Source organism: Mesorhizobium sp. M7A.F.Ca.US.006.01.1.1 (genome assembly GCF_003997935.1).
GTDB lineage: Bacteria > Pseudomonadota > Alphaproteobacteria > Rhizobiales > Rhizobiaceae > Mesorhizobium.
This window is the reverse complement of the sequence record NZ_RZQL01000008.1, coordinates 50791-65185: the sequence shown is the minus strand read 5'-3', so window position 1 is coordinate 65185 and position 14395 is coordinate 50791. Positions and strand designations below refer to the sequence as shown.

14 protein-coding genes and 1 tRNA gene are annotated in these 14395 nt (G+C 64.5%); 5 read left to right on the top strand and 10 right to left on the bottom strand.

Annotation, left to right across the window (positions count from 1 at the left end; genetic code table 11):
- From EN943_RS03115 to EN943_RS03100, 4 genes are all read left to right on the top strand, one after another.
- A partial coding sequence (locus EN943_RS03115) for an NAD(P)/FAD-dependent oxidoreductase (RefSeq protein ID WP_164778054.1) occupies positions 1-847 on the top strand: 847 nt, incomplete at its 5' end.
- Positions 847-1329 (top strand): MarR family transcriptional regulator, encoded by a 483-nt coding sequence (locus EN943_RS03110; protein WP_127411456.1) that lies wholly within the window; start codon positions 847-849, stop codon positions 1327-1329. The genes EN943_RS03115 and EN943_RS03110, both read left to right, overlap by 1 nt.
- 61 nt (positions 1330-1390) lie before the next feature.
- Complete coding sequence (locus tag EN943_RS03105; RefSeq protein ID WP_127411455.1) at positions 1391-3544, top strand: indolepyruvate ferredoxin oxidoreductase subunit alpha; 2154 nt, start codon at positions 1391-1393, stop codon at positions 3542-3544.
- Positions 3537-5117: an indolepyruvate oxidoreductase subunit beta family protein gene (locus tag EN943_RS03100; RefSeq protein ID WP_127411454.1), complete on the top strand. Its 1581-nt coding sequence runs from the start codon at positions 3537-3539 to the stop codon at positions 5115-5117. Before EN943_RS03105 ends, EN943_RS03100 begins: the two co-directional genes overlap by 8 nt.
- A 1-nt stretch (position 5118) precedes the next feature.
- Here EN943_RS03100 and EN943_RS03095 read toward each other — a convergent pair whose 3' ends face one another.
- The 8 genes from EN943_RS03095 to EN943_RS03060 all read right to left on the bottom strand — a co-directional run bounded on the left by EN943_RS03095 (position 5119) and on the right by EN943_RS03060 (position 9992).
- Entirely contained in the window at positions 5119-6855 is a 1737-nt protein-coding gene (locus EN943_RS03095; RefSeq protein WP_245475571.1) for a sulfatase-like hydrolase/transferase, read from the bottom strand.
- Positions 6856-7021: 166 nt separating this feature from the next.
- A complete protein-coding gene (locus EN943_RS03090; protein WP_127411452.1) occupies positions 7022-7309 on the bottom strand; it encodes a hypothetical protein in 288 nt (95 codons plus the stop codon).
- Positions 7310-7421: 112 nt separating this feature from the next.
- The gene (locus tag EN943_RS03085) at positions 7422-7877 is read right to left on the bottom strand and encodes a periplasmic heavy metal sensor (protein ID WP_127411451.1); all 456 of its coding nucleotides are present in this window, start codon (positions 7875-7877) and stop codon (positions 7422-7424) included.
- A complete protein-coding gene (locus EN943_RS03080) occupies positions 7874-8326 on the bottom strand; it encodes a hypothetical protein (protein WP_127411450.1) in 453 nt (150 codons plus the stop codon). Before EN943_RS03080 ends, EN943_RS03085 begins: the two co-directional genes overlap by 4 nt.
- Positions 8327-8412: 86 nt before the next feature.
- Positions 8413-8955 (bottom strand): RNA polymerase sigma factor, encoded by a 543-nt coding sequence (locus EN943_RS03075; RefSeq protein WP_127411449.1) that lies wholly within the window; start codon positions 8953-8955, stop codon positions 8413-8415.
- A 45-nt stretch (positions 8956-9000) separates the two neighbouring features.
- Entirely contained in the window at positions 9001-9432 is a 432-nt protein-coding gene (locus EN943_RS03070) for an acid-shock protein (protein WP_127411448.1), read from the bottom strand.
- A gap of 163 nt (positions 9433-9595) precedes the next feature.
- Positions 9596-9784 carry a DUF2158 domain-containing protein gene (locus EN943_RS03065; protein ID WP_013527958.1) on the bottom strand — a complete coding sequence of 63 codons (189 nt, stop codon included), beginning with the start codon at positions 9782-9784 and terminating at the stop codon, positions 9596-9598.
- A gap of 132 nt (positions 9785-9916) precedes the next feature.
- Positions 9917-9992 (bottom strand) — tRNA-Thr (locus EN943_RS03060).
- A 330-nt stretch (positions 9993-10322) separates the two neighbouring features.
- On the opposite strand from EN943_RS03060, the gene EN943_RS03055 reads away from it, so the two are divergent.
- The gene (locus EN943_RS03055; RefSeq protein ID WP_164778053.1) at positions 10323-11462 is read left to right on the top strand and encodes a hypothetical protein; all 1140 of its coding nucleotides are present in this window, start codon (positions 10323-10325) and stop codon (positions 11460-11462) included.
- Positions 11463-11483: 21 nt separating this feature from the next.
- Here EN943_RS03055 and EN943_RS03050 read toward each other — a convergent pair whose 3' ends face one another.
- Together EN943_RS03050 and EN943_RS03040 are read right to left on the bottom strand one after the other, a co-directional pair.
- Complete coding sequence (locus EN943_RS03050) at positions 11484-13085, bottom strand: cisplatin damage response ATP-dependent DNA ligase (protein WP_127411446.1); 1602 nt, start codon at positions 13083-13085, stop codon at positions 11484-11486.
- A gap of 232 nt (positions 13086-13317) precedes the next feature.
- A complete protein-coding gene (locus EN943_RS03040; RefSeq protein WP_127411444.1) occupies positions 13318-14328 on the bottom strand; it encodes a ligase-associated DNA damage response exonuclease in 1011 nt (336 codons plus the stop codon).
- Positions 14329-14395 lie beyond the last annotated feature (67 nt).

Sequence of the window (14395 nt, the reverse complement as noted above, 5' to 3'; positions counted from 1 at the left end):
CGAGGCTTTGATCCGGGAACGCGGCGGCGACATCCGCACCGGCGCCGATGTCGCTTCGATCGTTCAAAGCAATGGTCGGGCAACCGGCGTGCGGCTGGCCTCGGGCGAAACAATCACCGCCAACAACAGCATCATCTGCTCGGTGACGCCGACACAGCTCTATGGCCGCCTGCTTGGCACCGACGCTCCCAAGGGCGATGTCGAGGCGACGCGGAAATACCGCTACGGCAAAGGCAATTTCCAGATCCACTATGCGCTTAACAAGCCACCCGCATGGCGCGGCGAAGGCCTCGACAAGGTCGCGTTGCTGCACCTGACGCCGGGACTGGATGGCGTCTCGAAGGCCTGCAACGAGGCGGCGCGCGGCATGTTGCCGGAGGTGCCGACCATCTGCGTCGGCCAGCCGCATGCGCTCGATCCGTCGCGTTGCCCGGAAGGCAAGGCGATCCTGTGGCTGCAACTGCCCGAGGCGCCGCGGCACATCAAGGGCGATGCCGCCGGGGAGCTGCAGGCGCCGGCTGACGGACGATGGACCGACGCGCTGCGCGAAGCCTATACGGATCGCGCCGAGGCGATCCTCGCCGGCCACATCGAGGGCTTCAAGGACAGCGTCATCGCGCGCCGCGCCTATTCGCCGGCCGATCTGGAGGCGATGAACATCAACCTGGTCGGTGGCGATCCCTATGGCGGTTCCTCGACCATCGACCAGTCCTTCCTGTGGCGGCCGTTCAAGGCCAGCCGCAACCATCAGACCGGCATCAAGAACCTCTACCATATCGGCGCCTCGACCCACCCGGGCGCGGGTCTCGGCGGCGGTTCCGGCTTTCTCCTGGCGGGGAGGCTGTGATGGAAGAGAAGGTCGCGGAAAAGCGCCAGCGCATTTCGACCCTGGGGCAGATCGGCCTGCAGCAATTCGCGCCCTATCTGATGAACCGCATAATGGGCCGCTACAACGCCACCTTGCGCGACGATTTCCGCAAGCAGGGCCTGACCATTCCGCAGGTGCGCACGCTGGCCGTGCTGTCGGTCACCGACGGCATCACCGTCAACGACCTCTCGGTCTACACGGTCATCGAGCAATCGACCTTGAGCCGGACGCTCGACTCACTGGAGGGCCAGGGCCTTGTGCGGCGCGAGCAGGGCGTCACCGACAGCCGCATCCGCCATGTGTTCCTGACCGATGAGGGCCGCGCCGAATTCGCGCGCGCCTGGCCGGCCATGCATGACGCCTTCGAGGCGATGTTCGACGATATCGATGACGCCGAATATTCCGCACTCATCACCACGCTTTTGAAGATGCTGAAGAACATTCGCAAGCACGACATCTAAACCTACGCGCCGCCAATGCCGGGCGATAACGGCCTCAGGCGGTAACGGAAGGATTGAAAAAATGGCCGAACGGTCTTTTGCCAAGGAAGTCGAAAAGCTTCGGCTCGGTGCCGGCGAGGAATTTGCCGGCGAAGGCATCCTCGCCATCACCAAGGCGTTGCTGCAATGCGGCGTTGGCTATGTCGGCGGCTATCAGGGCGCGCCGATCAGTCACCTGATGGATGTGCTGGCCGATGCGCAGGACATTCTGGGCGAACTCGGCGTGCATTTCGAAGCCAGCGCCTCGGAAGCCACCGCTACCGCCATGCTGGCGGCGTCGGTGCATTATCCCATCCGCGGTGCGGCCACCTTCAAGTCGACCGTCGGCACCAATGTAGCCTCCGACGCGTTGGCCAATCTCGCCTCCGGCGGCGTCACCGGCGGCGCGCTGATCATCGTCGGCGAAGACTATGGCGAAGGCTCCTCGATCATGCAGGAGCGCAGCCATGCCTTCGCCATGAAGAGCCAGGTCTGGCTGCTCGACCCGCGCCCCAATCTGCCCTCGATCGTCAAGGCGGTGGAGGACGGTTTCGAGCTGTCCGAGATTTCCAACACGCCGGTCATGCTGCAGGTGCGCATCCGCTGCTGCCACGTGCATGGCCATTTCATCGCCAAGGACAACAAGCGGCCGCCGATGACCGTCGCCGATGCGCTCGACGCGCCGCGCCGCGACACCGGCCGCATCGTGCTGCCGCCCGCTTCCTTCCTGCACGAGAAGGAAAAAGTGCAGAAACGCTGGCCGGCGGCGGTGGATTTCATCCGTAAGAACAAGATCAACGAGTTCTTCGGTTCGGATCATGGTTCGGTCGGCATCGTCCTGCAGGGCGGCATGTACAATTCGGTCATCCGCGCGCTGCAGCGGCTCGGTCTTGCCGACATTTATGGCGACACCGACGTGCCGCTCTATGTGCTCAATGCCGTTTATCCCTTGATCGACGACGAGTTCCTGTCGTTCTGCGAGGGCAAGCAGTCGGTGCTGGTCGTCGAGGAAGGCCAGCCCAACTACATCGAACAGGCCTTTGCCTCGATGCTGCACAAGGCGGGTCGCGGCACCAGGCTGGTCGGCAAGGAGTACCTGCCGATGGCCGGCGAATACACCGGCCAGGTCATGCTCGACGGCATTGGCGCCTTCCTGCGCGCCGAGGCGCCGCATCTGCTGCCGGGCGAAGTGCGTGCCCCCAACAAGGTCGGCGACGGCGTCGATGCCGCCGATTTGATCAATGTTGTGCCGGGCCGGCCGCCGGGCTTCTGCATCGGCTGCCCGGAACGGCCGATCTTTGCCGCGACCAAGCTGGTCGAACAGGAACTCGGCAAGCATCACATCGCCTCCGACATCGGCTGCCATCTGTTCTCGATCATGCCGCCTTTCGAACTCGGCGCCACCACCATGGGCTACGGCCTGGGGCCGGCTTCCGCCTCGGCGTTCAATTCGCCTGATGCCAAGCGCCGCTCGATCTCCTTCGTCGGCGACGGCGGCTTCTGGCACAACGGCCTGACCTCCTCGATCGGCAATGCGGTGTTCAACAAGAACGACGGCGTCATCGTCATCGTCGATAATTTTTACTCCGCTGCCACCGGCGGCCAGGACATCCTCTCGTCCCGCGCGGGCAACAAGACCAAGTCGACGAAGCATCCGATCACCGAGGCGGTGAAAGGCATGGGCGTCAAATGGCTGCGCCATGTCGATCGCACCTATGACGTGACCAAGATGCAGGACACGCTGCGCGAAGCGCTGACGACGGAGGAGAAGGGGCCGAAGGTCATCGTCGCCTCGTCCGAATGCATGCTCAACCGGCAGCGCCGCGAAAAGCCATTGGTCGACAAGGCGATCAAGGAGGGGACCCGTGTCGTCAAACCGAAGTTCGGTGTCGACGAGGACATCTGCACCGGCGACCATGCCTGCATGCGGCTGTCGGGTTGTCCGTCGCTGTCGGTCAAGTCCCTCGACGATCCGCTGCGCGACGATCCGGTGGCGCATATCGACCAGAGCTGCGTCGGCTGCGGCAATTGCGGCGAGGTCGCCGATGCGGCGGTGCTGTGCCCATCCTTCTATCGCGCCGCCGTCGTGCACAATCCGAGCCGCTGGGATCGCTTCCTGGAAGCCGCGCGCCGCGCCACGATTAGCCTGTTGCAGCGTCGCCGCGAAAGCCGGCGCCTGACCTTCGCCGATGCTTGACGCCGTCCCCCCACTTCGCGCCCACGCCGGCGCTCAGGACAGTGAGCGCGTCATCAAGCTTGCCGTGCTGGCGGTCGGCGGCCAGGGCGGCGGCGTGCTGGCCGACTGGATCACCGACGTCGCCGAGCGCAACGGTTATGTCGCGCAATCGACCTCGGTCGCAGGCGTCGCCCAGCGCACCGGCGCCACCATCTACTATGTCGAGATGGCCCGCGACACCGGCCGGCTGCCGGTCTTTGCGCTGTCGCCCTCGCAGGGCGATGTCGACATCCTGATCGCCGCTGAGCTGATGGAAGCCGGCCGCGCCATCATTCGCGGCTTCGTCACGCCCGAGCGCACCACGCTGATCGCCTCGTCGCACCGCATCGCCGCCGTGTCGGAAAAAATCGAACCGGGCGATGGCCGGGCCTCGTCGTCGAAGGTGCATGCAACGGCGGAAGCCGCATCGAAGCGCTTCATCGCTGTCGACATGGAAAAGATCGCCGCCGACAACGGCTCGATGATCTCGGCCAGCCTGCTTGGCGCGCTGGCGGGGTCCGGCGCCCTGCCGTTCACGCGCGAAAGCTACGAACAGGCGATCGGTGCCGGCGGCCGGGGCGTCAAGGCCAGCCTCGCCGCCTTCGGTGCCGCGTTTGATCGCGCACGCGGCACGGCAGCACCGGCGCCGAAGCCGGCCGAGCCCGCGATTGTCGAATCTGCCTTGGGCACAGGACAGGTGAGTGGCCCGCAAAACCTGCTGCAAGGCTGGCAGGCCTTGGCTGCCCGCATCGATCTGTTGCCGGTGGCCGTGCGCGACATGGCACTTCGGGGCTTGAGAAAGGTCGTCGACTATCAGGACATCGCCTATGGGCGCGAGTATCTCGACCGGTTGGACAAGGCCGTCGCGCTGGACGGGCCGATTCAGGGCTATGGCTTGTCCATCGCCGCCGCCAAGCATCTGGCCAACGCGCTGTGCTACGACGACATGATCCGTGTCGCCGATCTCAAGACACGCTCGACGCGCGACAAGCGCGTGCGCCGCGAGGTCGGCGTCAAGGATGGCTCGATCCTGCAGGTGACCGAGTATTTCCATCCGCGCATCGAGGAATTCTGCGGCACGTTGCCCGCGGGTCTGGGCAGCTACATCGAGGACCGGCCGAAGCTGGCCGCCTTTCTCGATCGCCGCATCAACCACGGCCGCCGCATCCGCACCGACAGTTTTGCTGGCTTTGCCGCTCTGTGGTTCATCGGCGGCCTGCGCCGCTGGCGCCGCAGCTTTCTGCGCCACAAGGTTGAGATCGCGCATCTCGATCGCTGGTACGCGCTGGCGCTCGATCATCTTCCCCAGGACTACGCGCTGGCCGTCGAAATCCTCAATTGCCGTCGGCTGATCAAGGGTTACAGCGACACCCATGTCCGGGCGCAGTCGAAATTCGACCGCGTGCTGTCGGCGCTCGACCTGGTCAAGGGCCGCACCGACGCCGCCGACTGGATCCGCCGCCTGCGCGAGATGGCGCTGAAGGACGAGAAGGGCGACATGCTCGACGGCGCGCTGAAGACGGTGGCAACGCTGGGAACGGATACAACAGGCTGATTTAACGGGCATCCACAGATTGAAGCGGCGCCAGCGCATGCAGCGGCGCCGCTTCCGGGAACAGATGCAGCAGGCCTGAATCGACGCGCCTACGCAGATGCGCATCGACCTCCGCACGATCCTGACAACCATGAAACCTGCCGCCGCAATGGTCGCGCAGGCGCACGAGATCGGCCATGACAGGCGACATCGGCAGGCCGGCGGCGTCGAGCAGGCTTGCGCTGAGAAAGCCGACGTCGAGCGGTACCAGGTCAGGCATTGGATGGCGCAAAGGATGGTTGAAGGTGGTGAGCGTGTAGAAGGTGCGGTAGGCAAGCGAGCCAGGGGTCGCCAAGGCGTAGTCGCCGGCGATGGCGTCGACAAACGGCTTGGTCGCCGACGACTGGTGATCGCCGAATTCGAGCACCACGGCGCCGCGCTGGCCGGCATCCGTTTCCCTCTTGTCGAGGAAATCCTGGAAATCGCCGCGCGCCACCGCCATCCGGCGCAGATACTCATTGGCTTGGAAATCGCCCGAGAAAGGCTCGCCCTCGACCTTCAGTTCAGGCTCCATCCGCCCCTCGTAGGGTGAGTGCGGAAACATGGTCTGGATTTCGAGGAACAGCGGCCGGCCGTCTTCCTTGCGGTGCCTGGCGATGAATGCCTCGGCCGCCTGGTAATAAAAGTTGTCGCGCAGGTGATAGAAGGGCGCGGCGATGTCCTTGATGTCGAGCACGGTCTCGAAACCGATCGATTTCAGGAATGGGCCTTCATTGACGAACGAAAAGTCCATCGGCGTCATCACGACAGTCCGATAGCCGCAGCGCGCCAGCACCTCCGGCAGGGCTCCGGCGACCTTGTTCTGGAGGGTGATGGTCAGATAGGGGCTTCGCCAGCCGAAATCGGTGGCCGACAGGCCGGTCATCAGCGACAGATTGGTGATCCAGGTGCCGCCGCCAAATGTCTCGACCTGCATCGGATGCGGCGTGCCGGCCCCCGGTGCGAATCTCTGCAGGAATCCCGCGCCGTTGCCGACCTGCGGAAAATAGCCGGGATCGGACTGGCTTTCGCTGAGCACGAAAAAGACGTCGGGAAGATCAGCCCGGTCGCCGCAATCGACCGTGTCGGCAAAAGGCGGCTGCGGCGCGACGGCTTGCAGCCGCTTTTCGAAGCCCGATTCAACAACGAGGTTGTGCAGATCCAGCAGCGAGACGAAGAAGGCCGACACGTGCCGACCCTGCATGTAGTAGAAATAGCGGTCCTTCGAGGCCTCTGCCGGAAAGGTCAGCGGCACCAGAACGACGAGCGCCGCCATCACCAGGACGCGTGCCGACACCGGCCAGCCGATTTTCCGATCGATCCGGAACAGAAGCACCGCCGCCGTGATGCCGAGCCCCAGGGCAATGACGACCGGCGCGATCAGATGGAGGTAGGAGCCGAGCAGGAAGCGGTACACTTCCGGATCCCTCGACACGAAGACCGCGTCGTAGAAGTGCAGTGAAAATCCCTTCATCCTGAACTTGATCGCCGAAACCACGGTGACGAAGGCAATGCCCATCCAGGCGAGATAGACGGAAAAGGCAAGGCGCCCCGAAGCCAGGAACAGAAGTCCGGCAAGGGCTGCCACCAGCGCCAGCGAGAACGGCACCGACAGCCATTCGTGCTCGGCCCGTCCGGCGGCGAAGACACCGGCTAGGCTGACCACGACCAGCGTCAGCGGATGACAGAGCAGTCGACCAAGATTGTGAAGCTGAGTCACAGATTTTCCCATGAACATGCCTGAGCATAGTTTTGGGAAACTCTTCGATTATTCGTGGGCTAAGAACAAATGTATAGTGAATTTAACCTTAACCTGGACTGGTGGGGATCGCTGTCCGCAACGATGGGGCCAGGTCTCCCTGGCGCCTGGCCCCGCCGTGCTTCGATCAGTAGTGGTGCCAGCGGCGCCAGTGGTGGTGCGGGTGCCAGCCATAGACCGGAGCGTGCCAGTAGTGGTAGCGCGGGCGCACGATGACGACGCCGTTCGGCACGCAACGTCCCCATCGGTTCGGGTGCCAGCCGATGCCGCACCCCCAGCGGACATGCTCCACCAGTGCCGGGGCGGCCGGATGGGTTACAGACATGACGGGCATTGCGTTGGACGCGGTGGCGGTCACGACAGTTCCACTGACCGCCAGGATAGCGGCTGCTGCATAGTTTTTCAGGCGACTCATAATTGGACTCCGAGTGCTTTCGAGTTTGAAGATGGCCGCCCTGCATGGTGCGATCGGGCAGGCTTGTCCCTTCGCGTCGTTAAACGGCGCCTCCGGTCTTTTCCGTCGGTCGTCATGGCGATTTTTTCGGCGCAACGGCGGCGCGGCGTTCCATATGGCGCAGTAATGCCTGTGCCAGCACGCTCCGGTTTTCGGGTGATGTGTTCGCCGCGAAGTCGACAATGGCCTGCTCGAGCCGGGTGCGAACCGTCGCGTCGGCATTGCGTGCCCGCTCCAGGGCGGCGGACAAGGCGGCCTTGTCCAGGACAGGCTGCTGCAACAGGTTCGCTGCCTCCTGTCTCGCCTGCTGGCCATCGAGAATGATCTGCCGGGACTCCACGCGAACCTGGCGCAGCGCCAGGCGGAACGCCTTGCGGTCCTGGTCGGGAAGCTGTCGGCCGGCCGTTTCCAGCGAGACACCTGTTTTGGCATTTCTCAGCCAGACCGCACCGCCGACGAGTGCGCCGGCAAGAAAGACGTTCAGCACCACGGAAGCAATGACCAGACCACGGATCCAGCGCGGGCTCATAGGCTTTCCTCACCGTTCTCAGCATCCGGGCCGGCATCGCCAAACGCCGTCACATTGGCATCCAGCACATAATGGTCCGGCTGGACCTCCGGCGTGACGATGGCAACCAGGGCCAGTCCTGCCACGGCACCGGCCAGACCAATGCCGGCAAGTCCAAGTCCCAGCCACCAGAACCACTGACGCCGGCGCTGGACGAGGTGCCGGCCGGCAGCCTGCAGAATGCTGCCGTGCAGTGCCTTGTCCGGGGCGTCGACGCGGTAGCTGTCGAGCAGCGCGTCAAGTGTCCCGGCCTGCCTCAAGATGGCCTTGCCCGCGCCGCTTGCGGCAAAGACCGTGCCGGCCATTCGCTCAGCCTCGGGCCATCGCCGCAAGTCGCCGCCATAGGCCTGGGCCAAGGCGGCAAAGCGGCTGGCATCCATTGCGGGTTCGTTCCTGGACCCTTCAGCCATGTGTTTCCCCCTTGCCCGTCGGCGCCGAGCGCCAGGCGGCAACCGCAAGGCGCAATGGCCGTGCTGCGTTGCTGCTTGCGCGGTGCTTACTCATCGGCGCCATCCCCCGCCAGGATCGCTTGCAGCGACCGCCGGCCGCGCGCGAGCAGGCTTTCCAGGGCATCGACGCTGACCCGCAATGTCGCTGCCGCCTCGATGTTGGACATCTCCTGATAGTAGACCAGAACGATCGCTTCGCGCTGGCGCGGCGCTATGGCTTGCAGCGCCCGTTCGACCCGAAGCGCATCCTCTTGGCGAGGGGCGTCGGGAAGTGCCGCGGGGTCGACCATTTCCGGCAGGTCGCCGGTCACCCACTCGCGTCTGCGACGCAGCCGGTCGTAGCAAAGGTTGAGCGTCACCCGGTGGATCCAGCTGTCGAAGCGCGCATTGCCGCGCCGCCAGCTCGCGGCATGGCGCCAGATCCGTACGAAGGTCTCCTGCGCGACATCCTCGGCCTCCGCCGCATCGCCGAGCATGCGCACGGCAAGCGCCAGGATACGCGGCAGCTTGCGCGCGACGAGCGTTTGCACGGCTGCCGGCTCGCCGGCGCCAACACGGCGAACCAGCTCCTCGTCCGGATCCGCAGCCATCAGTCGGCGCACTCCCGATGTTCATCGCGCGTCATTGCCTCTTGGTCATTGCTCCTGCTTGGGAGCGGTTTTGTGGCCCGGCAGTTCGTCGGCCGTCAAAATGCCGTCGGCATTCTTGTCCAGCCGGGCGAAGCGCTTGGCGAAGAATGCATCGAGTTCGGCGCGATCGATGAAGCCGTCATGGTTGGAATCGATCCGTGCGAAGGATTTGGCGGCGTCGCCCTTGACGTTGCGCTTCGCCTGAAAAGCCTCCCATTCCAGCAGGCTGATCTTGCCGTCGCCATCCGTGTCGGCCGCCATGATCGCCTTTTCGCGCCGCTTCTGGAATTTGGCCAGCGTGATGTCGGACCTGGTCGCCGAGGCGCCTGGCGCGGCAAGTGGCGCGGCGGTCTGCGGTGCAGGCGGCGTCGTTGCCTGGGCAAGAGCCGCAACGGTCTGCAAACTCAAGGCAACGACTAATATCGAGCGGCTGATCATGTTGTGCGTCTCCAGGTTGGCGCGACGCGAACGGCTTATGCCGCCATCGCGCTTCAACCGTTAAACGCCGCGACCCGGAAAATCCGTCGGTCGCGCGTGCTGATCCGTTCACGCCCGGACAACAGAGGGTGTCCATCCCCACTCGATCGGGATGGAAGGAACTCTAGTCCGACTGGTCGGCCGCAATCAGTTGTTCGGGCTTGAACCCGGCATGTTGCGGGGTCCACACCTCGCCCTCGCGATTGAACCAGTGGCACAGATACATGCCCGAGGCCGCGCCATCGCTGACCGTCATCCTGGGGCCTCCGGATTTCAGCTTGACGACGTCTCCGGTCTTGAAATTGTTGGGCATTTTTTGACCTCCCATGCTGAGGCCATGAGTTTCACACCAAACCGGGGTCTCGACAATGGCAGATCTGCCAAGCCGGCGCCGCAATCCTTTGCGCCAGATGCGAAGGGGTAGACGACAAAACGAAGGGAGAAATGGTGCCGCTTGCGTGACTCGAACACGCGACCCCCGCATTACGAATGCGGTGCTCTACCAACTGAGCTAAAGCGGCCCGGGAAGCCAACGCCTCCAAGATGCGGCGGTGATAGACGCAACCGGGCGCGAATTCAAGATGCGACTTGGCAATTCCTGCGGCGGCATCATGGCACCCTCGAAAGCCGGTCGCCGCCTTGTCCGCCAATCAATCGCCAAGGGATGCTGCACACGGTGCGTGCGCTCCCTGCGCCTGGAAATCGGCGAAACATGCTGATTTTGTTGCCGGAACAGCGCCGGAATGGACTTTGCACACCTCTGCGAGGCAGAATGCGCCGCTCGCCCGTTGATTGATTGGTCGCCTGCGGCTAACGATCACGGCAAGGTTGGCAAAGACAGAGGGACCCGCTTGGACGCGATCGAAAAAGCGATCCGGAACGCCTTGGAGAAAGGCAATGCCGAGGACCGCGCGTTCCGCGAGAAGGTCTATCGCTCGGCTTTTGCCGCGCTTGATCGCGCGCTCCAGGCCAATCCCGGTGTGACCGTTGAGGTCGCCATCAAGCGCCGCAAGGCAATCCAGGCGAAAATCACCGAAATCGAATCCGAGTTCCTGCCGGCGGTGCCGGATGTCGGCCCGCAGGGCGATGCACCGGCGATCGAACTCGGAGCGGACTCGGCGCCCGCGGTCGAAACCGGCCGACAGGCATCGTCCCCCGACGTCGTCGTCGACGGACCCGTGCAATCCGCTGCCGATGCGCCGCGCTCGCGCGTCCTGCCCGTCGTTCCCGACATCATGCCGGACGCCACACTTCCCGATGCTCCGGCCATCGACATGTCGGTTCCGGCCTCGGCCGGCGCGACGACGGAAGTGGCGCCCGACCGCGATGAACGGCGCATAAGGGGGCGTCGCCTGCCGCTGACCGCCATCTTCCTGACCGTGACACTGCTCGCCGCGGTTGGCATCGGCCTGTTCTTCGCCATGCAGACCGGCGTGTTCAAGACATCCGCGCAACTCGACACCGCCCCGCCGCAAGCGCCGCCGACCGTCGAGGACGACGATTTCACTCCGGCCGATGGCGGTCCGGCAAAACCCGGCGCCGCGGATCAGGCGCGCGACTGGATCAATGTGTTTTCGCCGGCCGATGCTTCGCATGTCAGCGCGCCGTCGGACGCCAGGGCCGAGGTGATGAAGGACGATACCGGTTCGTTCCTGCGCATCCGTTCCGGCGCGTCCGGTTCGGCGATCAGCTTCGACGTCGGACAAGGCGTGCTGGAGAAACTGGCCGGCAAACATGCCGTGTTCGACATCATTGCCCGCTCCGAAGAAGGCAAGGAGACGCAGATTTCGGTCGACTGCAATTTCGGCGAACTCGGCGACTGCGGCCGCAAGCGCTATGCGGTGGGCCAGCAGCAGAACGAATATCTGTTCGATGTGCAGTTTCCCGACAAGCATCCGGGCTCGGCCGGCACCATTGCCATCAATTCCGACTTCGACAAGCAGGGCAAGGCCGCGGATATCTACGAAATCCGCGTTTCGATCGAGCCATAGCGCACCCGGCACCGCGCGAAATCAGCGATCGAGCAGCGCCTGCAGCGTCTCGATGCGGTCGGCCTCGTTGGCCGGCTTGTCCCAGCGCAGCCGCGAAATGCGGGGAAAGCGCATGGCGACGCCGGATTTGTGCCGGGTCGAGCGGTTTAGCCCTTCGAAGGCGACTTCCAGCACCAGGCCGTTGTCGCGGTCGGCCCGCACCGAGCGCACCGGCCCGAAACGCTCGATCGTGTTGTCGCGGACATATTTGTCGATCTGCTTCAGCTCCTCGTCGGTGAAGCCGAAATAGGCCTTGCCGACCGGCACCAGTTCCTCCTCGCCTTCGGCACCTGTCCAGACACCGAACGTATAGTCGGAATAGAAGCTGGAGCGTTTGCCGTGGCCGCGCTGGGCATACATCAGCACCGCGTCCACCGTGTGCGGATCGCGCTTCCATTTGAACCACGGACCTTTCGGCCGGCCGGCGACATAGGCCGAGTCCCAGCGCTTCAGCATGACGCCTTCGATGATCGGATGCGGTGGCACCCGGCGCAGTTCCTCCAGCGTTTGCCAATCCGTGAAGTCGACGAATGGCGACAGATCGAAACGGCTCGGGTCGAGCGTCGCGACAAAGCTTTCGAGGCGACCGCGCCGCTCGCGAAACGACAGAGCGCGCAAATCCTCGTCGCCGACCTGGAGCAGATCGTAGCAGCGCATGAAGGCCGGGTATTGCTGCTGCATCTTCGGCGTCACCGTTTTGCGGTTCAGCCGTTGCTGCAGATCCGAGAAGGTTCCCGTCTGGTCCCGGGGATCGCCAACAAGCAGTTCGCCGTCCAGCGTTGCGGAAAAATGCATGGCCTCGGCGAGATCCGGAAAGGCACCCGAAACGTCATCGCCGGTGCGCGAATAGAGCCGGCGGATACCGCCCTCGGCCGCCGCCTGGACACGGATGCCGTCCCATTTCCATTCGGCGGCATAATCCGCCGGATCGAGCTTTTCGAGATCGCCGTCACCGACCGGGTTCGACAGCATCACCGGGCGAAACAATGCCAACGCCGTGTTCCTGGGCTTTTCGGCCTTGCCTTCCAGCCACGCGAACAGCGCTGTGTAAGGCGGTGACAGCCCGTGCCAGAGCTCCTCGATTTCGGCGACTTCGACCTTGCCGAAATCGGCCAGCGCCTGTTTGGCCAGCCGCGCCGATACGCCGATGCGCAGCCCGCCGGTGACCAGCTTGATGATGGCGAAACGCGCCGAGATGCCGGCGCTGTCGAGCAGCCCTGCCAGCACCTTGGGCCCGTCGGAGCGGCTTGCCGCCTGCAGTTTGGCGACGACCTCGCCAAGCGTCGGCTCGCGGTTCGGGATGTTTCCGGGCGTTTGTGGCCAGACCAGCGACACTGTCTCGGCCAAATCACCGACATAGTCGTAGGAATAGCCGAACAGCACCGGATCCATGCGCTCGGTGACGAGCATGCGCAGCATCGCCGGCTTGACCGCGGCGATGTGGAGATCGCCGGTGATGGCAGCCAGCGCCAGCCCGCGATCGGGATCCTCGACGCTGCGGAAATAGTCGGTCAGCAAGGTCAGCTTGCCGTTGCGCGACGGCGTCAGCACCAGGCGGTCGAGAAGTTCGGCGAAGCGGTTCATGGGCGTGTGGACCAGGCCAATGATGGCGGCTTGCGTTCTGTGGCGCCCCCCTCTGTCCTGCCGGACATCTCCCCCTCAAGGGGGGAGATTGGCAGCTTCGCTGACGGCTCTCTCTTTACGAGGTTGGAGATTGGCGAAAGCCGGCACGGCAGCCGATCTCCCCCCTTGAGGGGGAGATGGCCGGCAGGCCAGAGGGGGGCGCCGTAGGGCGCCAAATCGGCCAAACGTGCCATCAATCGCCCTCGTCCTCATAGCCGACCAGGTGCAGCGGCCGGGCGGCGATGCCTTCGAGCTCGCACCAGCGCACCAGCGCTTCCTCGCGGCCGTGCGTCACCCAGATCTCCTCGGCTCCGGTCTCCTTGACGGTGGCGGTCAGCTCATCCCAGTCGGCATGGTCCGAGATGATCAGCGGCAGTTCGACGCCGCCTTGCTTGGCGCGCTGGCGGATGCGCATCCAGCCCGACGCAAAGCACGAGATCGGATCGGGAAAGCGCCGCGCCCAGCGATCGGCGAAGGCCGATGGCGGGCCGACGACGATGGCGCTGGCGAAGTCCTCTTTGCCGCCGCTTTCCACGGTTGCCGGCTCCAGCTGCCCAAGGTCTATGCCTTGGCTCTGATAGTACTCGCTGAGCTTGGCCAGCGCGCCATGGATGTAGAGCGGCTTGTCGTAGCCGGCGTCGCGCAACAGCCGCATCACCCGCTGCGCCTTGCCCAGCGCATAGGCGCCGACCAGATGGGAGCGTTCGGGGAACTGCGCCGCCGATTTCAGCAGGCGGGCGATCTCTTCGGTATCGGGGGGATGGCGAAACACCGGCAGGCCGAAGGTCGCTTCGGTGATGAACACATCGCACGGGATCGGTTCGAATGGCGCACAGGTCGCGTCTCTCTGCCGCTTGTAGTCGCCGGACGCGACGATGCGCGCGCCCTGATGCTCGACCGCTATCTGTGCCGAGCCCAGCACATGGCCGGCCGGATGAAAACTGACGCTGACACCGTTGAGGACAATCGTCTCACCGAGCCCGGCCGCTTGCGTCGTGCCAGCGAAATTCTCGCCGTAGCGCAGGCCCATAATGTCGAGCGTCTGCCGCGTCGCCAGCACCGAGCGGTGGCCGGAACGCGCGTGGTCGGAATGGCCATGCGTGATCAGTGCTCGGTCGACCGGCCGCACCGGGTCGATGAAGAAATCGCCCGGCGGGCAATAGAGGCCCTCGGGCCGGGGATGAAGCAGGTCGCTGGCGCGCATGATCCCCAAGATAGGATATAATTCCGCGGCGGGAAGCCTGTTGTAAGTCACTGCTGACTCCCGCATA